Origin of the sequence: Bacillus cereus group sp. MYBK15-3 (assembly GCF_051916765.1) — a bacterium.
Lineage (GTDB): Bacteria > Bacillota > Bacilli > Bacillales > Bacillaceae_G > Bacillus_A > Bacillus_A cereus.
This window is the reverse complement of sequence record NZ_JBQAHG010000005.1, coordinates 175,352-195,401: the sequence shown is the minus strand read 5'-3', so window position 1 is coordinate 195,401 and position 20,050 is coordinate 175,352. Positions and strand designations below refer to the sequence as shown.

Below are 20,050 nucleotides of genomic sequence, written 5' to 3'. Positions count from 1 at the left end.
AAAAGGAGAGAATTTATTATGTCAACAATTATTGATGTTTATGCTCGCGAAGTCCTTGACTCTCGTGGTAACCCAACTGTAGAAGTAGAAGTTTACACAGAAAGCGGCGCTTTCGGACGCGCTATCGTACCAAGTGGTGCATCTACTGGTGAGCACGAAGCAGTAGAATTACGTGACGGTGACAAATCTCGTTACCTTGGTAAAGGTGTTGTTAACGCAGTAAACAACGTTAACGAAATTATCGCTCCAGAAATCGCTGGTTTCGATGTAACTGACCAAGCTGGTATCGACCGTGCTATGATCGAATTAGATGGCACTCCAAACAAAGGTAAACTAGGCGCTAACGCTATCCTTGGTGTATCTATGGCAGTAGCTCACGCAGCAGCTGACTTCGTAGGTCTTCCATTATACCGTTACCTTGGTGGATTCAATGCAAAACAATTACCAACTCCAATGATGAACATCATCAACGGTGGTTCTCACGCTGATAACAACGTTGACTTCCAAGAGTTCATGATCTTACCAGTTGGTGCTCCAACATTCAAAGAATCAATCCGTATGGGTGCTGAAGTATTCCATGCACTTAAAGCTGTATTACATGACAAAGGTCTTAACACTGCAGTAGGTGACGAAGGTGGATTCGCTCCAAACCTTGGTTCTAACCGTGAAGCTTTAGAAGTAATCATCGAAGCTATCGAAAAAGCTGGTTACAAAGCTGGCGAGAACGTATTCTTAGGAATGGACGTTGCTTCTTCTGAGTTCTACAACAAAGAAACTGGTAAATATGACCTTGCAGGCGAAGGCCGTACTGGCTTAACTTCTGCAGAAATGGTTGATTTCTATGAAGAGCTTTGCAAAGACTTCCCAATCATCTCTATCGAAGATGGTTTAGACGAAAACGACTGGGATGGTCACAAATTATTAACTGAGCGTATCGGTGATAAAGTACAATTAGTTGGTGACGATTTATTCGTAACTAACACTCAAAAACTTGCTGAAGGTATCGAAAAAGGTATCTCTAACTCAATCTTAATTAAAGTTAACCAAATCGGTACTTTAACTGAGACTTTCGAAGCTATCGAAATGGCTAAACGTGCTGGTTACACAGCAGTTGTATCTCACCGTTCTGGTGAAACTGAAGATGCTACAATCGCTGACATCGCAGTTGCAACTAACGCTGGCCAAATCAAAACTGGTTCTATGAGCCGTACTGACCGTATTGCTAAGTACAACCAATTATTACGCATCGAAGACGAACTAGGCGAAATCGCTGTTTACGATGGTATCAAATCTTTCTATAACATCAAACGATAATTGTAGAAAATAAACGACAGACCGTGAGAAATCACGGTCTGTTTTTTTATGCTAAAATTGTTCACCCGTCATAAGTGACATGAAATGTTTGAAGAAGCGGTTATAGTCAAAATCAATTGCGATTTGATGAACCGGCCAATCAATAAATGGCTTCTGGTTCACTAAAGAGCGAAATTCCCCTATGGTTGCTCCTTGTGCAGAGGATTCTGTCATGACAACAATAGGTGATTTATGATACGTGAACATAGAGTTATCAAATAAAGCGAGTATTGGCATTGTGTCATGGAAAGGGCTGCCTTTTAAATGTGGTAGGGCGTCTTTATAATATCCGTAGTAATAATGATCGAATAAAGGTTTGAGAAGTGGGGCTTTTCCTTTTGCTTCAATATACTCTGCCATTTCTGGTGTAATGACGGAATATTGGGTAACGTTTAATGGGTATATGTACATGTTAGCTGTAGATTGAAGGACTATATTAGCAGCAGTAGGATCGCCATAAAAGTTTGCTTCGGAAATAGGGGTAACATTACCAGGATGTAAAAAGGCACCGCCCATTACGTAGTAAGATTTAACTTGCTTCATTAACTGTTTACATACGATGAATAAAATTGCTAGGGAGGTAAGTCTTCCTAAACTTACAATGATTAATTCATCTTTATACTGTTCAATAAGAGGAATGACTTCAAAAAAATTCTCCATTTCTCCGTTAGTCACATTCACCTTTGGAATAATTGGACCGAGCCCCTGTTTCCCATGTACATCCGTAAAAAACGCAGGTGGGGCACCTGTAAGGGGACGTTCTGAACCACCGAATATCTTGATATTTCTATTCTTTGTTTCGTTATTAAAAAAATGAGCATTTTCTACGGCCATTTTTTTTGGAACATTGCCGTAATCGGCAACGATACCGACGATTTCTATTTCATCGATAAAGAATGCTAAGAGGAGAGCCATCGTATCATCAATCCCAGGATCACAAAAAATGAGAACTTTTTTGGGCATATGTTCACCACCTATCTTGTTTATCCGGTACAAATCCGCTTGGTGAGGGATAATAATTAATGGGGATGAGGAAAACCTCAATGATTAAAGTTTCACTTTATATATATGTAAGTTTAAGGATAAAAAGATTATTTTATTGAAATAATAGTCTTTTAAATTCAGAAAATAAAAACTTTTTATATTAGGTCAAGGTTTTTGACGTAATTTTCGTTTAGAAATGCAGTCATATCAAGGTTGTAAGCGTATAACATAGGCTGTTTTTGCTGTCAAGTTGATAAATTGCAGCTTTTTACAATTTATACTATGATAAAGATATTAACAGAAGATCGTATAAACATGAGGGATGATGAACATGAAATTTACAAAGATTCTTGTCCAAATTGCTGCTCTTTACGTGTTTTATATGGTTGGAACTTGGGTGCAAGAAATGTTAAATATTCCGATTCCAGGAAGTTTGATTGGAATGTTCCTCTTACTTGTTTTACTTAGCCTAAAAGTTCTTCCAGTGAAATGGTTCGATTTAGGAGCAGAAACACTCGTTGCTATTATGCCGTTTTTATTAATTCCGCCAACGCTTGGCCTAATGAATTACGGTGCTTTTTTTATGAGTAAAGGAATTTCTCTTTTCATTACAGTTGTAGCGAGTACATTTTTAATTATTATTGTCGCAGGACATACAGGACAATATCTTGCGAATAGGAAGGAAAGAGAGTCGCGATGAGCCAAATATTAATCGGAATCGGTTGGGTTCTTTTTACGGTGCTATTATATCAATTATCTAAAAAAATCTATAAATTATTTCCAACACCATTCACCATTCCAATGCTTGTAGCAACTGGATTAATGGCTTTCCTATTTATCGTGCTTGATATACCATATCAACATTATATGGAAAGTGGTGGTGGCTGGATTGCAAAGCTACTTGGACCCGGTGTTGTAGCATTTGCAATTCCTCTTTATAAACAACGTCATGTTCTGCAAAAATATGTTGTACCGATTGCTGGCGGGGTATTAGTAGGTACAACAGTTGCAATCGCTAGTGATTTTGCGATTGCTTCACTTATGGGAACGGATAAAAGCTTAATCTTATCGTCATTACCAAAATCGGTGACAATGCCAGTTGCGATGAGTGTTTCTGAACAAGTCGGTGGTGTACCTTCCTTAACAGCAGCTTTCGTTGTTATCGCAGGTATTACTGGAACGATTACAGGACCCCTTTTATTAAAATGGAGCCGTGTTACAAACTCAGTTGGTAAAGGTATCGGATTTGGATGTGCTTCTCATATTATGGGCGTGATGAGAGCGATGAAAAATAACGAGCATGAAGGTGTTATTGGATCGGTAACAATGACATTAACAGCAATTTTGACATGTTTACTTGGACCGTTATTTGCGATGATGTTTATGTAATAGAAGAAAAGCGAGAGCGCCTCTATAGCTCTCGCTTTTCTATAGAATTTATGCTACAGTTACAATAACTGAATCTTTGTAGGAGGTACGCCAAGTGCATACGTTATTATCAGTTTTACTTATTATTGTATCGATTTTAATGATTGTTATGGTACTTATGCAATCTAGTAATAGCTCAGGCCTTTCAGGTGCAATTTCAGGCGGTGCGGAGCAATTATTTGGTAAGCAAAAGGCACGTGGAATTGAAGCGGTATTAAACCGTATTACAATTGTTTTAGCTGTATTGTTCTTTGTATTAACAATTGGTGTTACGTACTTCAATTTATAGAATTGAAAGAAGAAGCGTTAGTGAATGGTACTAATGGTTCTTCTTTTTTTGTTTTGCTATTTGAAAGATGTTTCTAATTAGATTATAGAAATACAAATATGGTACACTAGATATAGAAAGAATACGACTAGATTACAGAAGAGAAAGAGGAGAAATACATGATGAAATTAGCATCTCCGAAACCATTTACATTTGAGGGTGGAGACCGCGCTGTTTTATTACTACATGGATTCACAGGGAACTCAGCTGATGTACGTATGTTAGGGCGTTTCTTAGAAAAGAAAGGCTATACTTGTCATGCGCCAATTTATAAAGGGCACGGTGTACCACCAGAAGAGCTTGTTCATACAGGGCCTGAAGATTGGTGGCAAGATGTAACGGAGGCATATCAGCTTTTAAAAGATAAAGGTTTTGAGAAAATTGCTGTTGTTGGATTGTCACTTGGCGGCGTATTTTCTTTAAAATTAGGTTATACAGTACCGGTTTTAGGTGTAGTACCAATGTGTGCACCGATGTATATTAAGAGCGAAGAAACGATGTACCAAGGTATATTGGCATATGCCCGCGAATATAAAAAACGTGAGCAAAAATCACCTGAACAAATTGAACAAGAAATGTTGGAATTCCAAAAGACACCGATGAATACATTAAAAGCATTACAACAATTAATTGCTGACGTACGTAACAATGTGGATATGATTTATGCGCCAACATTTGTTGTACAAGCACGTCATGACGAAATGATTAATACAGATAGTGCTAACATTATTTATAACGGTGTAGAATCTACGTTAAAAGACATTAAATGGTATGAAGACTCTACGCATGTCATTACACTTGATAAACAACGTGACGAGCTACATGAGGATGTATATAACTTCTTGGAGCAACTAGATTGGTAAGATCTAGTTGCCTCTTTTTTTCATAAGGAATTTTTTGTGAAAACTGTAAAAATCATAAGGGGAGTATTGAAGTTTCACTTTATACATCCCCTATCTTTCGGATACACTAAATAATATAAGGTTTTAAAGGAGGTATTTTTGCTTGGAAGAAATCATACAAGAACATATTGATAAGTTGTTATTATTTATGAGAGAAGAAGCGTATAAACCGCTAACGATACAAGAGTTAGAAGAGGCATTTGGAATTGAAGGTTCTGAGGGCTTTAAAGATTTCGTAAAGGCACTTGTAACGATGGAAGAAAAGGGACTTGTTATTCGTACTCGTAGCAACCGTTACGGTCTTCCTGAAAAGATGAATTTAGTAAGAGGTAAGTTAATTGGACATGCACGTGGTTTTGCATTCGTTGTACCAGAAGAGAAGAAAACAGGAGACGATGATCTTTTCATCCCGCCTACAGAATTAAACGGTGCACTTCATGGCGATACAGTATTAGCACGCCTTAGTTCTCAATCGAGCGGTTCGCGTCAAGAAGGTTCAATTGTACGCATTTTAGAGCGTGGAACGAAAGAACTAGTTGGTACATATACAGAATCGAAAAACTTTGGATTCGTTATACCTGACAATAAGCGCTGGACGAGTGATATCTTTATCTTGAAAAGCGCATCGATGGGTGCTGTAGAAGGTCATAAAGTAGTTGTGAAAATTACGAGCTATCCAGAGAATCGTTTAAGTGCAGAAGGTGAAGTTATTCAAATTCTAGGTCATAAAAATGATCCAGGAGTAGATATTTTATCTGTCATTCATAAACATCATTTACCTTTAGCATTCCCTGAGGAAGTGATGGAGCATGCAAACAGTGTACCAGAAACGATTTCAGAAGAAGATTTAAAAGATCGCCGCGACCTGCGCGATCAAATGATCGTAACGATTGATGGTGCAGATGCGAAAGACTTAGATGATGCTGTTACAGTAACGAAGCTTGAGAACGGTAACTACAAGCTAGGCGTTCACATTGCGGATGTAAGTCATTACGTTCAAGAAGGCTCTCCAATTGATGTTGAAGCAGCGGAAAGAGCGACGAGTGTATATCTTGTTGACCGTGTAATCCCGATGATTCCGCATCGTCTATCTAACGGTATTTGTTCATTAAATCCGAAAGTAGACCGTCTGACGTTATCTTGTGAAATGGAAATCAACAATTTAGGTGATGTTGTTAAACACGAGATTTTCCAAAGTGTGATTAAAACGACAGAGCGTATGACGTATGCTGACGTAAGAAGCATTTTAGAAGATGAGGACGAAGAGTTAATTAAGCGTTATGAGCCGCTCGTACCGATGTTTAAAGAGATGGGGCAATTGGCACAAATTTTACGTGAAAAACGTATGCGCCGTGGTGCAATTGACTTTGACTTTAAAGAAGCGAAAGTATTAGTGGATGAAGAAGGAAAACCGACTGATGTTGTTATGCGTGATCGTTCTGTTTCAGAGAAGTTAATTGAAGAATTTATGCTTGTTGCGAATGAAACAGTAGCAGAGCACTTCCACTGGATGAACGTACCGTTTATGTACCGTGTCCATGAAGATCCGAAAGAAGATAAGCTTGAGCGTTTCTTCGAGTTTGTAACGAACTTCGGATATGCGGTAAAAGGACGTGCGAATGAAGTGCACCCTCGTGCGCTGCAACAAATTCTTGAAATGGTTCAAGGACAGCCAGAAGAAGTAGTTATTTCAACAGTTATGCTTCGTTCTATGAAGCAAGCTCGTTACGATGCGGATAGTTTAGGACATTTCGGTTTATCAACTGAGTTCTACACACATTTCACATCACCAATTCGTCGTTACCCAGATACAATCGTTCATAGATTAATTCGTGAATACATTATTAATGGTAAAGTCGACAACGAAACGCAAGCAAAATGGCGTGAAAAATTACCTGAGATTGCAGAGCACTCTTCTAATATGGAACGCCGTGCTGTTGAAGCAGAGCGTGAAACAGATGAGATGAAAAAAGCAGAGTATATGGTTGATAAGATCGGTGAAGAGTATGACGGTATGATTAGCTCTGTAACAAACTTCGGTTTATTCGTAGAGCTTCCAAATACAATTGAAGGTCTTGTACACGTTAGCTACTTAACGGATGATTACTACCGTTATGACGAGCAACATTTCGCTATGATCGGAGAACGTACAGGAAACGTATTCCGCATCGGTGACGAAATTACAATTCGCGTTATTAACGTAAACAAAGACGAGCGTGCAATCGACTTTGAAATCGTTGGCATGAAAGGCACACCTCGCCGTAAGTTCAAAGATCGTCCAGTCGTTATCGAGCAGCCAAGAACAGGCAGAAAGAAACGCGGTGGACGTAGCGAGCGCAGTAATGAGCGCGGCGGTGAACGTGGCACAGGTAGAAAATTTGACCGTGGTGGTAAAGGAAAAGGAAGAGGATCTGCATCCGCATCCGCTTCTGCTAGCCAGCCAGGAAAAAAAGATGGTAACGGTAAGAAGAAAAAAGCATTCTTCGAAAACGTACCAGGATTCAAGAAGAAAAAGAAAAAGCGTAAGTAAGAAAAGAGTGGCTTCGCTTTGATGAAAAGCGGGGCCTTTTCTTTTTTCTTCGTGGCTTAAGAGCGAGCCACTTTCGCTTTTTGTTGGAATCCAGCTACAGTGGCTAGAATGTTCGGCGGCTTCGCTTCTTCCCCAGAGGCAAAGAGCGCCTCAAGGTCAGAAGCTCCATCCACCTCACATTCTGAGCGAGCCACTTTCGCTTTTAATTGGAATCCAGCTACAGTGGCTAGAATCTGTTGGCCATTTCACTCCCTCGGCCGAAGAAAAAAGCGCTTCTCTGTCGGGAGTTCCAATGTCCAAAGATTCTGAGTGAGCCACTTTCGCTTTTTATTAACATTTGTTACAATAGTAAAAATAGAGGAGGGACGTTATATGCCAAAGGGTACAGGTAAGGTTATTGCACAGAATAAAAAAGCATTTCATGATTATTTCATCGAAGAAACATACGAAGCAGGGCTTGTCCTTCAAGGAACGGAAATTAAGTCGATTCGCGCTGGACGCGTAAACTTGAAAGATGCGTTTGCACGTGTACATAATGGTGAAGTATGGGTTCATAATATGCACATTAATACGTACGAACAAGGGAATCGTTTCAACCATGATCCACTTCGTACGAGAAAATTACTTCTGCATAAAAAAGAAATTGATAAACTAGCGGGCGCTGCGAAAGAAACAGGTTACGCATTAGTTCCACTTAGAATTTATTTAAAAAATGGATTTGCAAAGATGGCACTTGGTTTAGCAAAAGGTAAGAAGCAATACGATAAACGTCACGATTTAAAAGAGAAAGAAGCTAAACGTGAAATTGCACGCGCGTTCCGTGATCGCCAAAAGATGTAATACAGATATTTACATTTGTAAAATGGAGCGCGTATGTTATAATAACTTATGTAAGGTTGTTGCACATTGAAAAACAGCTCTTAGTAGCTATCACGATATTTTCTTCGTATGCTCCATTTTTATCATGGGGACGTTACGGATTCGACAGGGATAGTTCGAGCTTAGGTTGCGAGTCGAGGGGATCGGCCTCGTTAAAACGTCAAAGCCTATAATTGGCAAACAAAACAATCTTTCTTTAGCTGCTTAATTGCACTAAAGGTTCCTCCCTCCATCGTCCATGTGGTAGGGTAAGGGACTCAAACTAAGTGGACTACGCCGGAGTTCGCCGTCTGAGGACAAAGGAAGAGAATAACCAGACTAGCAACTTGGAAGCCTGTCGATAGGCCGAAGAGTTCGCGAAATGCTAATATATCGACTACACTCGTAGAAGCTTAAGTGCCGATATTTTTGGACGTGGGTTCGACTCCCACCGTCTCCACCAATACATATTTGGTGGTTTTTTATTTTGTATAATATGAACCATAATTTTGCCAGGTTGGTGAGGTTATGGTTCTTTTTGTTTGTGGTTTTATAGAATGCTGAAGTCGATGGGACGGTATCCCTGAAAGAGAGAATAAAAAATGGTTATTGATGATAAGCGGGTAGATACTATAGCAGATTGTAAACGCTCAATTGTTAAGTAGTTATTATTTTTTTACTTTATTCGAATCTTCATATGTTTTGTGTTTTTATCCATACCTATTGTAAGATTATATAGAGTTCTCCTAATAAACTGTTTTAATGGATTATTTAGGGGTTTTAAATTTATAAATCTTAAATTATTTTTTCGGGATAATTTTTTATCTAAATAATTTATATTGAAGTAGAGGTGAACCATCGGTGAAGCAGGTGTTGGTGATTAAAAATGAACGGTCTTCAGCAAAGAAAATCGTAAGCGGTTTAACGCAAGAGGGCCATTTCATTTTAAAACTTCACAATGAAAACCAAGGTTTAAATATAGCATATGAGCAAGATTGGGATATTATCATATTGGATTGGGATTCATTAAGTATATCGGGACCAGAAATTTGTAGACAAATACGACTTGTTAAAACGACACCAATCATTATTGTGACCAACAATATTTCTAGCGAGGATTGCATAGCAGGGTTACAAGCAGGAGCAGATGATTATATTAGAAAACCATTTGTGAAGGAAGAATTAGTAGCGAGAGTTCAAGCTATTTTAAGAAGAAGTGACTATAACCAGCAAAATGAGACAAACTTTTTTCAGTTTAAAGATCTCTTTGTTGATGCATCTAGCAATATTGTGAAAAAAGGTGGCAAAAATCTCTCGCTTACGAAGCGCGAGTACGATTTACTTGTATTTTTAATTAAGAATAAAAATACGATATTAAGCCGTGAAATGCTTTTGAATCAAGTTTGGGGATATGACGTAGTAGTAAATCCGAATGTAGTAGACTTATATATTGGGTATGTAAGAAAAAAGCTAAAGTGCGAGAAGAAAGATAGATATATTCAAACGATACATGGCAGAGGCTATTCAATGGTTGAATGATAAAAATAAGATAATAAAGTAGTTTCTGTGAAATATTAGCTATTACTGCGCGTATTTTGTAAGGGAAGGTCTCTGTCCCGTATTTGTTGAGAAAGTATTTAATGAAGGTTAATCAACAGTCCTGACCGCACATATTACTTTTTATGCTTGATTTTATGAATTCATACGATTCACAAGATTTTCACAGAATTAATGACTATACTAATTAACAGGATGTTCAAATGAAAATGATTATCAATAGCGATTCAATTGAATAAAAGTTACCTTCTAATTCAATCTATGGATGTCATCATTTTCGAAATAAATCACACTATAAGGAGTATACATATGAAAAAATCTATGCTTTTAAAATTAGTGAGTATTCTAGCAATTTTCACTTTAATGTTAGTGGCTTGCTCAGATTCAAGTAAAGAAACTTCGAAGGCTAATAATAAAGATAATGGTAGTGATAAGCCAAAAACGGTTGAAATCACTGATGCTCATGGAACTGTTAAAGTACCTGTAAACCCAAAGAATGTAGTTGCTTTGGATAACAGAACTTTTGAAACTTTATCTGATTGGGGAATTAAATTAGCGGCTGCTCCAAAGGATATCATGCCTGCTGATTCAGCATATAAAAAGGATGAAAAAGTTCAAAATATTGGGAATCACCGTGAACCAAATCTAGAAATTATTGCAGCGGCAAACCCTGATCTTGTAATCGTTGGTCAAAGATTTGCTGATCATTATGAAGAAATCAAAAAATTAGTGCCAAATGCAGCTGTTATTGATCTTAATTTTGATGTTTCTGAGAAGGCTACTAAGCCTGGAGAAAACTTAGTAAAAGGACTTAAAGATTCTACAACTACTTTAGGTAAAATCTTTGCTAAAGATAAAGAAGCTAAACAATTAATAGCTGATTTCGATAAATCTATTGAAAAAGCAAAATCTGCTTATAACGGAAAAGATAAAGTTATGAGTGTTATCGTTACTGGTGGAAATATCGGCTTTGCTGCGCCGCACTCTGGTCGCGTTTGGGGACCTATGTATGACATTTTCAGTTGGACTCCAGCATTAGAAGTTTCGAATTCTACTGCAGGTCATAAAGGTGATGACGTTTCTGTTGAAGCTATTGCACAAACAAATCCTGATTGGCTTTTCGTATTAGATCGTGATGCTGCAACATCTGATGCAGCTAAGTCAACTCCAGCTAAGGATGTTATTTCTAAATCACCAGCTCTTCAAAACACAACTGCTGTTTCTAAAAAACAAGTTGTTTATGCACCAGAAGATACTTACACAAATGAATCAATTCAAACTTATATAGAGTTATTTGGAAATATGGCAAAAACTTTAGCTAAGTAGTGTAAAGGGGTACGAAGCAGTGTCAAAAAATATGATTTCTAGGGTTGAGAATATTTCTCAACCCCAGTTTTATAATCAAAATAAAATATGGACAAAACCTTTTATAATAGCAGTTATAGTTGTTATAATTTTAGGGATTATATCACTGTTTACTGGAGTTTATGATATACGTGGACAAGAGGACGGAATGGAGATGTTTTTCATCACTCGTGTTCCGAGAACGGTTGCATTAATGCTTACTGGAGCTGCGATGGCAATGGCAGGGCTCGTCATGCAACTTATTACACAGAATCGTTTTGTTGAACCTACTACAACGGGGACTATTGAATGGTCAGGCTTAGGCCTGCTTTTTGTGTATTTATTATTTCCTGCCCCGACTTTAGTTCAAAGAATGACTGGTGCAATCATTTTTTCTTTTATAGGAACTATGATTTTCTTTCTATTTTTAAGAAGAGTTAAGCTTCGTTCGTCTTTAATTGTTCCGATTATTGGATTGATGCTTGGAGCAGTAATTTCTGCAGTGTCTACTTTTTTAGGACTCCTTTTTCAAAAGACGCAAAGTATTGAAACTTGGTTTGTAGGTTCATTTGCTAACATTCAGGTGGGAAGATATGAATATTTATGGCTGATTGTTATCATTACTTTTCTTATTTTTATGTATGCTAATAGATTGACTTTAGCTGGACTAGGAGAAGATGTCGCAACAAGTCTTGGAGTTAATTACAATAGAATTGTTCTTTTTGGGACTGCTCTTATCTCTGTTGCAGTTGGAATTGTTGCAGCTGTTATTGGACACTTACCTTTCTTAGGATTAATTGTGCCAAATATCGTTTCAATGTTTAGAGGTGATGATCTTAGGAGTAATTTACCTTGGGTTTGTGTGATCGGAATGGGATCAATAACTGCCTGTGACATCATTTCTCGAACAATTATACAGCCTTTTGAATTACCTGTTTCTTTAATACTTGCAACAGTGGGAGCAGTCGTGTTTATTACTATTTTATTGAGAAAAAGAAAACCAAGGAGGCTACGATGATCACATTAGAATATAGAAAAAAAGAAAATGTCGAGATCGATTCTAGCCTTCATAATGAAAGTAGATCAGCTAGCGCTTTTCGGTCTAAGAAGGAAGCAAGACGTTATTGGATTTTACTGATAACATTGATTGCTTTAGGTCTTCTTTCTTCATATGGACTTTTAGTTTATAACAATCCAGTTCCGATAGATTCACCTTCTTTTATCCCAGTCGTTAAGAGAAGGATAGTAGCTATTGTTGCAATGATTATTGCTGCGGTTTGCCATAGCTTGTCGACAGTTGCTTTCCAATCTATTACGAATAATAAAATTATTACTCCTTCACTTTTAGGTTTCGAATCACTTTATTCAGCAATTCAAACGAGTACAGTATTCTTCTTTGGTGCTAGTGCGTTAATAAATTTTAATGGAATTGGATCATTTTTATTCCAAGTTGTTGTTATGGTCTTCATGAGTTTAATACTTTATGGATGGTTACTTTCCGGTAAATACGGGAATTTACAACTTATGCTTTTAGTTGGAATTATTATTGGTACCGGGCTAAATTCTGTGTCAACTTTCATGAGAAAACTACTTGCGCCTTCAGAATTTGATATTTTACAAGCAAGATTATTTGGTTCTGTTAATCATGCAGATCCTGCATATTTTCCTATTGTAATTCCTATGATCATAATTGTAGCGGTATTAATTTTTGCTCATTCTAAGAATTTGAATGTTTTGTCACTAGGAAAAGATGTTGCTACTTCTTTTGGAGTTAAATATCAACCTAGTGTAATTTATACGCTTGTATTAGTAGCTATTTTGATGTCTATTTCAACAGCTCTAATTGGGCCACTTACTTTCTACGGCTTTTTAGTAGCAACTTTGAGTTATCAGGCAGCGGCAACTTATGATCATAGATATATTTTTCCGATGGCTTTTGCTATAGGATTTTTAATAATGACGAGCGCATACTTTTTAATGTATCATGTATTCCATGCTCAAGGTGTAGTTTCAGTTATTATTGAATTATTTGGTGGAATTATATTCTTAACTATAGTTTTAAGGAAGAGGGCTTTATGATAAAAATTGATAATGTTAAAAAGTTCTATACTGATAAGGTAAAAATAGGACCTTTGGATATTGAAATACCAAAAGCAGGCTTTACTTCTTTAATTGGACCAAATGGCGCTGGAAAGTCCACGACACTTTTGATGATTGGCAGACTTTTAGATATGGATGAAGGCCAAATTCAGGTAGCAAATATGGATGTTTCTGAATCCAAATCAAAAGACTTAGCAAAAGTTTTGACTATATTGCGACAAGAAAATCATTTTGTAACTAGGCTTACAGTTAGACAATTAGTTGGATTTGGGCGCTTTCCTTATTCAAAGGGAAGATTGACTAAAGAAGATGAGGTTATCATTTCTAAATATATCGATTTCTTAGATTTAACTAGTTTAGAGAATAGATATTTAGATGAGCTTTCTGGTGGTCAAAGACAAAGGGCATATGTAGCGATGGTATTGTGCCAAGAGACGGAATATGTACTTTTGGACGAACCTCTGAACAACCTTGATGTTGCTCGTTCTGTTCAAATGATGGAGCATTTAAGACGTGCAGCTAATGAATTTGGAAGAACAATTTTGACTGTCATGCATGACATAAATTTTGCAGCTAAATACTCGGATAAAATTTGTGCTATGAAAGATGGACAAATTGCTGCTTTTGGAACAGTAGAAGAGGTTATGGACTCAACACTTTTGACAGATATTTTTGAAACAAAAATAGAAATTATTAATGGTCCTTATGGGCCAATCGCAGTTTATTAGTTATAAAATGTAAAAAAATACCGTAGCTTGCGTAGATTATGCAAGCTACTCTAGTTGAAGTTGCTGTCTGTATTTTATAGGCAGCAGGTTTTTTATGTGACTACTCATAAAATGCAAAAGAATGCTTCACCTTTTCAAGTATGTACTAAACGAAAAAAATATCCCTGTATAACTTTTTAAAAGAATTCAGCTTGTTTTTTGATATGTAATATTGCATATCAGAGTGTATTGATAAAAGTGTAAGGGGTCACTATAATGAGGGCATAAAGATAAATCACATTTTCGTAGCAATAAAAAGGAGGAAATAATATGGAAATCGCAATGGCAGTTTTAAAATTTGTAGGTGGCGTAATCCCGTTAATTCAAGAACTTTTAAAAGCATTTATGTAAGTTTATTAGTTAGCTATCATTTATCAATCATTATCATATTTTACTAAAAAAAGAACGGGGTGATTTTTCTGAATATTAAGAAAAACACTAAAAGAAGAAAGTTCCTTGCATGTTTATTAGTTAGTCTATGCACTATTAATTATTCATCTATTTCCTTCGCAGAAACACAAGCAAGTAATGCAACTGATGTAACCAAAAATGCTAGTGGCATTAATACTGGTATAGCAAATCTTAAATATAATAATCAAGAGGTTTTAGCTGTAAATGGTGATAAAGTAGAAAGTTTTGTTCCGAAAGAAAGTATCAATTCAAATGGTAAATTCGTAGTAGTGGAACGTGAGAAAAAATCACTTACAACGTCACCGGTCGATATTTCAATTATTGATTCTGTAGTGAATCGCACGTATCCAGGAGCTGTACAACTTGCGAATAAAGCTTTTGCAGACAATCAACCGAGTTTATTAGTGGCTAAGAGAAAGCCTTTGAATATTAGTATAGACTTACCGGGCATGAGAAAAGAAAATACAATCACTGTCCAAAATCCGACATATGGTAATGTAGCTGGAGCAGTAGACGATTTAGTATCTACTTGGAATGAAAAGTATTCTACAACACATACGTTACCTGCAAGAATGCAGTATACGGAATCTATGGTTTATAGTAAATCACAAATCGCAAGTGCTCTTAATGTTAACGCTAAATATCTTGATAATAGTCTAAACATTGATTTTAATGCGGTTGCAAATGGAGAGAAAAAAGTGATGGTTGCCGCATATAAGCAAATATTTTATACGGTAAGTGCTGAACTACCTAACAATCCATCCGACCTTTTTGATAATAGCGTTACTTTTGACGAGTTAACTCGAAAAGGCGTAAGTAATTCGGCTCCACCTGTTATGGTTTCAAATGTAGCTTATGGTAGAACGATTTATGTAAAATTAGAAACAACATCTAAGAGCAAAGATGTACAAGCTGCTTTTAAAGCCTTACTTAAGAATAACAGCGTTGAAACAAGTGGACAGTATAAAGATATTTTTGAAGAAAGTACCTTTACTGCTGTAGTATTAGGCGGAGATGCGAAAGAGCATAACAAGGTTGTTACTAAAGATTTCAATGAAATCCGAAATATCATTAAAGATAATGCTGAATTAAGTCTTAAAAATCCAGCATACCCAATTTCATATACAAGCACTTTCTTAAAAGATAATGCAACTGCTGCTGTTCATAACAATACAGATTATATTGAGACGACAACTACAGAATATTCAAGTGCTAAAATGACACTTGATCATTACGGTGCTTACGTTGCTCAATTTGATGTATCTTGGGATGAATTCACATTTGACCAAAAGGGTAACGAAGTATTAACACATAAAACATGGGATGGTAGCGGAAAAGACAAAACGGCTCATTACTCTACAGTTATCCCTCTTCCACCGAACTCAAAAAATATAAAAATTGTAGCAAGAGAATGTACAGGTCTTGCATGGGAATGGTGGAGAACAATTATTAATGAACAAAATGTTCCATTAACAAATGAAATAAAAGTTTCAATTGGAGGAACAACATTATACCCAACAGCTAGTATTAGTCATTAAGTATAAAACAAGCGCCCTATAAGTAGGGCGCTTTTTACTTGGTCACAAATTTTATTTTGTATCGGTATGTTTTTAAGTTTTGTAAATCATCAACTATAAGGTGGGAATATTGTGCAGACGAAAAGCTACATGTTTTTCGTCTTTTCGTTCTCTTGCTTAATAAGAAAGATCCTGTAACTCAGTACAGGATCTTTAATCAAACGTTTTTAAAAGCTAAATTGTGGTTTCATATCACCTTTATAAGGTTCATGTTCAACAAATATAGTTATATCCTTACCAGCTTGGTCTTTACCAGTTCTTTTATACGTAAATTTATTTTTATTTAGTTCAGTAAGTTCAAGAGCAGCACCGTATTTATTATTTCCAATTGAAACATGGGCTCTTATTTTATTTTCGTGTACAACATCGAAGTAGCCATAATCACCGCGGCTTTGACCTGTTTCGCTATTGAAGAACTCATATTTATTAGATTTGTCATCAAATTTTGCTAGACTTATAAAATTCGAATTAAACTGTGTTACATCGTTACCAGTTTCGTCTAATACCTTTGTTCCGTGCCAAAGGGTACCGCCTAAAATTTTATCTCCATCAACGTTTTTAACAATATCTCCTGTAGTCGTGTTCAGCTGCTTGTCCGGATCAGTGAAAGAAAGTTCTTTTTCTTTATATGGAACATGTTCAACGAAAACTTCTACATCTTTACCGTTAGCGTCTTTCCCCATTCGTTTATAAGTAAATACATTTTTATTTAGTTTTGTCATGTCAACGACAGCTTGATACTTCATTGATTCTGAAATTAATATTCTTTTTTTTCCATCATTTGTGATAAAGAAAGTTCCTTTATCGCCACGACTTGCACCTGTTTTAGCATCAAAAAATTCATATCTGCCTGACTTCGCATCATATTTTGCAAGACCGATGAAGTTTGCATTCTCTTTTGTTAAGTCATTCTTATCTTTGTCATACACTCGTGTACCTTGCCAATTTGTCTCGCTAAGAATATTAGCCATTTTTTGCCCTTTAGTTAATTTATTTTCCTTTTTTGTTTCTTTAGCAACTTGTTCTTGCTTTTGTTTCCCATGATTTTCTTCAGCTTTAGTACCAGCACACCCTGTTAATGCTAATGTGAATCCGAGCAGTATGGATGATAGTGTTTTTGTTTTTTTGTTCATGTTTTATCGTCTCCTTATTTTATGATTTCAAGTAGTACGGTTAGCGATTATAGTAGCAGTGCGTCATATATAAACTTAATTGCTACGTTTCTTATGTTAATCCCCGACTATAAACTGCCTCTAAATAAAACATTAAAAAAAGATAAACTAATTCCTAAATTTTTTTCATACTTATAAAAAGGTTTTTTACATGGGGGGAATGTAAATTTCTTATTTTGAAACTGGCGTAATCACATTGGGGTATACACATTATGCTTACATTGCGATTTTAGATGTGATGTTATACTGTGTATAAGATTTTATGTGTGTATGTTGTGTCGGTTTTTGTCGGTAAGTCGATATATTTCGAAAATCGCTGATATATTTGGAGTTGCGCCGATATATTTCGAAAATCGCCGATATATTTGGAGTTGCGCTGATATATTTGAAAAATCGCTGATATATTTTGGAGGGGGATAAAAATGATTGTGAAAGAGCGGAAAATGCCCGTATATTTGCTGCAATTAGAAGCTTTACTTAGAAGATTGCCTGCTCATCATCCAAAAAGGAATGTGGTGGTTGAAAGTCTAGCGAAATTTATGGCTGGCTATAAAGGAGAGCAGGCGATTGAGTATCCACTTAGTTTTTTACCCGAAACAGAATACAGTATTTTACATGATATTAGGTTATTTGATCAAAAACATTATTTCCAAATTGATACCCTCATAGTTTCATCTTATTTTCTTCTTTTTCTTGAAATAAAAAATATTATTGGTACATTAATTTTTGATACAAAGTTCAATCAACTTATTCGAATAGTAGATGGTAATACGGAAGAAGGATTCCCAGATCCGCTTTTACAACTGAAACGGCAAGAGATGCAACTGAGAAAATGGCTGAATCTACATGATTTACATAATATTCCGATTGAAGCCCTCGTTGTAATTAGTTCCCCTCGTACAATTATTAAAACTTCAGATGAAATACTGTCTAGTAAAATTATCCACAGTGCAAATTTACCTAATAGAATAAAACAGATTAAAAATCAATATAAAGAAAAAGTGATTGATAATATAAATGGACTTATAGGCCAGATTATGAATGAGCACATTCCGCAACGTCAAAATGTTCTTGCGCAATATAAAATTAAAAAAGAGGAATTGCTAAAGGGTGTACAGTGTGAGGAATGTTTTACAATGGCAATGTTAAAAGAAAGACAGGGATGGCGTTGTTCAAATTGCAATAGTATGTCTAAACATGCTCATTTACGTGCTGTACAAGATTACACACTTCTGTTTAGTGTGATAACTACTAATAGCGAATTGAGGGAATTTCTTAATATGGAATCTAGTTCTGCGGTTAAAAGACTCCTCCAAACAATGAACATCACCTTCACTGGCAATAACAAAGGACGAATATATGATTTAACTTCTTTCCAATCGTAATTTTGCTATAATAAATAAGTACTTATACGAAGGGGAGTCTAAAGAGAGTATGAAGTCATTTAATATCGATCATGTTATAGCTAGTGTTTTGCAATGGATATTAAATATAGCCTTAATTATATTATCCATTGTGTTATCAATTTTCTTAGTGAATGAGACAATTACGTTCGTGCAGTATATTTTTTCGGCAAAAGAGTATACGTCTTATAAATTGGTTGAAAGTATCATCGTCTATTTCTTATACTTCGAGTTCATTGCATTAATTATTAAGTATTTTAAATCGAACTATCATTTCCCGTTACGCTATTTTATTTATATCGGAATTACGGCCTTAATTCGATTAATTATTGTGTCTCATGAGGAACCGATGGAGACGTTATTATACGCAGGAGCAATTCTTGTTTTAGTTATTGCTTTATACATATCAAATATGAGAGATTTGAGAAAAGAGTAGTAGTGCAGACATAAGTCAGCACTACTTTTTTACATCTTGACCTTCAAGTTGCTTGAAAGTTTACAATGAAATTAGGGCGTTTGAAATCGAAAAAAATTGAGAAATTAAGTGAAGAGGTTTCTTTTACTTGGAGGTTATAGGAATGAATCAGGAATTGAAGTTACGTCCATTAGAACGAGAAGATTTAAAGTTTGTACACGAACTGAATAATAATGCGCATATTATGTCGTATTGGTTTGAAGAGCCGTATGAGGCATTTGTGGAGCTGCAAGACTTATATGATAAACATATACATGATCAAAGCGAACGCCGATTTATCGTTGAGAAAGACAATGAAATGGTTGGATTAGTTGAGTTAGTAGAAATCGATTATATTCACCGTAGAACAGAATTCCAAATCATTATTGATCCGAATTATCAAGGATATGGTTATGCAGTGGATGCGACGCGTTTAGCGATGGATTACGCTTTTTCCGTACTAAATATGCATAAGATTTATTTAGTTGTGGATAAGGAAAATGAAAAGGCGGTACATGTTTATAAAAAAGTTGGGTTTATGGTAGAAGGTGAGCTTATCGATGAGTTTTTCGTTGATGGTAACTATCATAATGCGATAAGAATGTGTATGTTTCAGAAGCAATATTTTGAAAACAAGTAGTTGAAAGATTCGGAAGTAATGTTGACGCTTCGTAAAACCGTATGCTAAAATCCTTTTTAAGTATTAAGGAAGGTGCATAATATGCTTTATATAAAATTTGTAAAACTCATTAGAAAACTTTGCTCCGCACAAATGTATACGGTGAAGCGTTGTACGGAGCTTAATCAAGGGGCATAAATCCCCTATATTCATCGGCTGAATAACTTTTCTAAAAAAGTATAGTTTATCTATGCTTATTTCGT

General features: G+C 36.0%; 19 protein-coding genes and 1 other RNA gene. 17 read left to right on the top strand and 3 right to left on the bottom strand.

The genetic code is table 11. The features are described 5' to 3' along the window. Window positions 1–18 precede the first annotated feature (18 nt). Window positions 19–1,314 (top strand): phosphopyruvate hydratase, encoded by a 1,296-nt coding sequence (eno, locus tag ACTFR8_RS20975; RefSeq protein ID WP_000103951.1) that lies wholly within the window; start codon window positions 19–21, stop codon window positions 1,312–1,314. A 51-nt stretch (window positions 1,315–1,365) separates the two neighbouring features. Here the strand turns inward: eno and ACTFR8_RS20970 are convergent, their stop codons facing one another. Continuing rightward, complete coding sequence (locus ACTFR8_RS20970) at window positions 1,366–2,316, bottom strand: nucleoside hydrolase (RefSeq protein WP_001125054.1); 951 nt, start codon at window positions 2,314–2,316, stop codon at window positions 1,366–1,368. Window positions 2,317–2,668: 352 nt separating this feature from the next. Between ACTFR8_RS20970 and ACTFR8_RS20965 the strand changes: the two genes are divergently transcribed. From ACTFR8_RS20965 to rnr, 5 genes are all read left to right on the top strand, one after another. After that, complete coding sequence (locus ACTFR8_RS20965) at window positions 2,669–3,037, top strand: CidA/LrgA family holin-like protein (RefSeq protein WP_000673222.1); 369 nt, start codon at window positions 2,669–2,671, stop codon at window positions 3,035–3,037. After that, complete coding sequence (locus ACTFR8_RS20960) at window positions 3,034–3,726, top strand: LrgB family protein (protein ID WP_000078304.1); 693 nt, start codon at window positions 3,034–3,036, stop codon at window positions 3,724–3,726. Before ACTFR8_RS20965 ends, ACTFR8_RS20960 begins: the two co-directional genes overlap by 4 nt. Window positions 3,727–3,820: 94 nt before the next feature. Further along, window positions 3,821–4,054 (top strand): preprotein translocase subunit SecG, encoded by a 234-nt coding sequence (gene secG, locus ACTFR8_RS20955; protein ID WP_000557264.1) that lies wholly within the window; start codon window positions 3,821–3,823, stop codon window positions 4,052–4,054. Between the two features lie 161 nt (window positions 4,055–4,215). Then, window positions 4,216–4,956: a carboxylesterase gene (gene estA, locus ACTFR8_RS20950; RefSeq protein WP_000761976.1), complete on the top strand. Its 741-nt coding sequence runs from the start codon at window positions 4,216–4,218 to the stop codon at window positions 4,954–4,956. A 142-nt stretch (window positions 4,957–5,098) separates the two neighbouring features. Then, window positions 5,099–7,525: a ribonuclease R gene (rnr, locus tag ACTFR8_RS20945; RefSeq protein ID WP_252209730.1), complete on the top strand. Its 2,427-nt coding sequence runs from the start codon at window positions 5,099–5,101 to the stop codon at window positions 7,523–7,525. 56 nt (window positions 7,526–7,581) lie between these two features. Here the strand turns inward: rnr and ACTFR8_RS20940 are convergent, their stop codons facing one another. Beyond that, window positions 7,582–7,719 (bottom strand): hypothetical protein, encoded by a 138-nt coding sequence (locus ACTFR8_RS20940; RefSeq protein ID WP_076774635.1) that lies wholly within the window; start codon window positions 7,717–7,719, stop codon window positions 7,582–7,584. Window positions 7,720–7,897: 178 nt separating this feature from the next. Here ACTFR8_RS20940 and smpB point away from each other — a divergent pair, with 178 nt between their 5' ends. The 8 genes from smpB to alo all read left to right on the top strand — a co-directional run bounded on the left by smpB (window position 7,898) and on the right by alo (window position 16,100). Further along, window positions 7,898–8,365 (top strand): SsrA-binding protein, encoded by a 468-nt coding sequence (smpB, locus tag ACTFR8_RS20935; RefSeq protein ID WP_001123919.1) that lies wholly within the window; start codon window positions 7,898–7,900, stop codon window positions 8,363–8,365. A 126-nt stretch (window positions 8,366–8,491) separates the two neighbouring features. Next, window positions 8,492–8,846, top strand: a transfer-messenger RNA (tmRNA) gene (gene ssrA / locus ACTFR8_RS20930). Window positions 8,847–9,244: 398 nt separating this feature from the next. Then, a complete protein-coding gene (locus ACTFR8_RS20925; RefSeq protein WP_000815809.1) occupies window positions 9,245–9,922 on the top strand; it encodes a response regulator transcription factor in 678 nt (225 codons plus the stop codon). 327 nt (window positions 9,923–10,249) lie between these two features. Then, window positions 10,250–11,266: a siderophore ABC transporter substrate-binding protein gene (locus tag ACTFR8_RS20920; protein ID WP_000749434.1), complete on the top strand. Its 1,017-nt coding sequence runs from the start codon at window positions 10,250–10,252 to the stop codon at window positions 11,264–11,266. A 19-nt stretch (window positions 11,267–11,285) separates the two neighbouring features. Continuing rightward, complete coding sequence (locus ACTFR8_RS20915; protein ID WP_000042073.1) at window positions 11,286–12,302, top strand: ABC transporter permease; 1,017 nt, start codon at window positions 11,286–11,288, stop codon at window positions 12,300–12,302. Next, window positions 12,299–13,363, top strand: a complete 1,065-nt coding sequence (locus ACTFR8_RS20910; RefSeq protein WP_000631244.1) for an iron chelate uptake ABC transporter family permease subunit — start codon at window positions 12,299–12,301, stop codon at window positions 13,361–13,363. The genes ACTFR8_RS20915 and ACTFR8_RS20910 overlap by 4 nt, the downstream gene beginning before the upstream one ends. Further along, a complete protein-coding gene (locus tag ACTFR8_RS20905) occupies window positions 13,360–14,112 on the top strand; it encodes an iron ABC transporter ATP-binding protein (protein ID WP_000590071.1) in 753 nt (250 codons plus the stop codon). Before ACTFR8_RS20910 ends, ACTFR8_RS20905 begins: the two co-directional genes overlap by 4 nt. 449 nt (window positions 14,113–14,561) lie before the next feature. Then, entirely contained in the window at window positions 14,562–16,100 is a 1,539-nt protein-coding gene (gene alo, locus ACTFR8_RS20900; RefSeq protein WP_000576732.1) for an anthrolysin O/cereolysin O family cholesterol-dependent cytolysin Alo, read from the top strand. A 206-nt stretch (window positions 16,101–16,306) separates the two neighbouring features. Here the strand turns inward: alo and ACTFR8_RS20895 are convergent, their stop codons facing one another. Beyond that, window positions 16,307–17,272: a DUF4822 domain-containing protein gene (locus tag ACTFR8_RS20895; protein WP_001036739.1), complete on the bottom strand. Its 966-nt coding sequence runs from the start codon at window positions 17,270–17,272 to the stop codon at window positions 16,307–16,309. A gap of 461 nt (window positions 17,273–17,733) precedes the next feature. On the opposite strand from ACTFR8_RS20895, the gene ACTFR8_RS20890 reads away from it, so the two are divergent. The 3 genes from ACTFR8_RS20890 to speG all read left to right on the top strand — a co-directional run bounded on the left by ACTFR8_RS20890 (window position 17,734) and on the right by speG (window position 19,808). Next, window positions 17,734–18,696, top strand: coding sequence for a nuclease-related domain-containing protein (locus tag ACTFR8_RS20890; RefSeq protein WP_000635744.1), 963 nt, complete (start codon window positions 17,734–17,736; stop codon window positions 18,694–18,696). 49 nt (window positions 18,697–18,745) lie between these two features. Continuing rightward, on the top strand, window positions 18,746–19,150 hold the full coding sequence (gene psiE / locus ACTFR8_RS20885) for a phosphate-starvation-inducible protein PsiE (protein ID WP_000834708.1): 405 nt from the start codon (window positions 18,746–18,748) through the stop codon (window positions 19,148–19,150). 142 nt (window positions 19,151–19,292) lie between these two features. Further along, window positions 19,293–19,808 carry a spermidine N1-acetyltransferase gene (speG, locus tag ACTFR8_RS20880; protein WP_001071092.1) on the top strand — a complete coding sequence of 172 codons (516 nt, stop codon included), beginning with the start codon at window positions 19,293–19,295 and terminating at the stop codon, window positions 19,806–19,808. The last annotated feature ends 242 nt before the right edge of the window (window positions 19,809–20,050 follow it).

Bases quoted from the DNA above. Each gene is read 5' to 3' on its own strand.
- eno (WP_000103951.1), top strand. From the start codon at position 19: ATGTCAACAATTATTGATGTTTATGCTCGCGAAGTCCTTGACTCTCGT.
- ACTFR8_RS20970 (WP_001125054.1), bottom strand. From the start codon at position 2,316: ATGCCCAAAAAAGTTCTCATTTTTTGTGATCCTGGGATTGATGATACG.
- ACTFR8_RS20965 (WP_000673222.1), top strand. From the start codon at position 2,669: ATGAAATTTACAAAGATTCTTGTCCAAATTGCTGCTCTTTACGTGTTT.
- ACTFR8_RS20960 (WP_000078304.1), top strand. From the start codon at position 3,034: ATGAGCCAAATATTAATCGGAATCGGTTGGGTTCTTTTTACGGTGCTA.
- estA (WP_000761976.1), top strand. From the start codon at position 4,216: ATGAAATTAGCATCTCCGAAACCATTTACATTTGAGGGTGGAGACCGC.
- smpB (WP_001123919.1), top strand. From the start codon at position 7,898: ATGCCAAAGGGTACAGGTAAGGTTATTGCACAGAATAAAAAAGCATTT.
- ACTFR8_RS20920 (WP_000749434.1), top strand. From the start codon at position 10,250: ATGAAAAAATCTATGCTTTTAAAATTAGTGAGTATTCTAGCAATTTTC.
- ACTFR8_RS20910 (WP_000631244.1), top strand. From the start codon at position 12,299: ATGATCACATTAGAATATAGAAAAAAAGAAAATGTCGAGATCGATTCT.
- ACTFR8_RS20905 (WP_000590071.1), top strand. From the start codon at position 13,360: ATGATAAAAATTGATAATGTTAAAAAGTTCTATACTGATAAGGTAAAA.
- ACTFR8_RS20895 (WP_001036739.1), bottom strand. From the start codon at position 17,272: ATGAACAAAAAAACAAAAACACTATCATCCATACTGCTCGGATTCACA.
- ACTFR8_RS20890 (WP_000635744.1), top strand. From the start codon at position 17,734: ATGATTGTGAAAGAGCGGAAAATGCCCGTATATTTGCTGCAATTAGAA.
- psiE (WP_000834708.1), top strand. From the start codon at position 18,746: ATGAAGTCATTTAATATCGATCATGTTATAGCTAGTGTTTTGCAATGG.
- speG (WP_001071092.1), top strand. From the start codon at position 19,293: ATGAATCAGGAATTGAAGTTACGTCCATTAGAACGAGAAGATTTAAAG.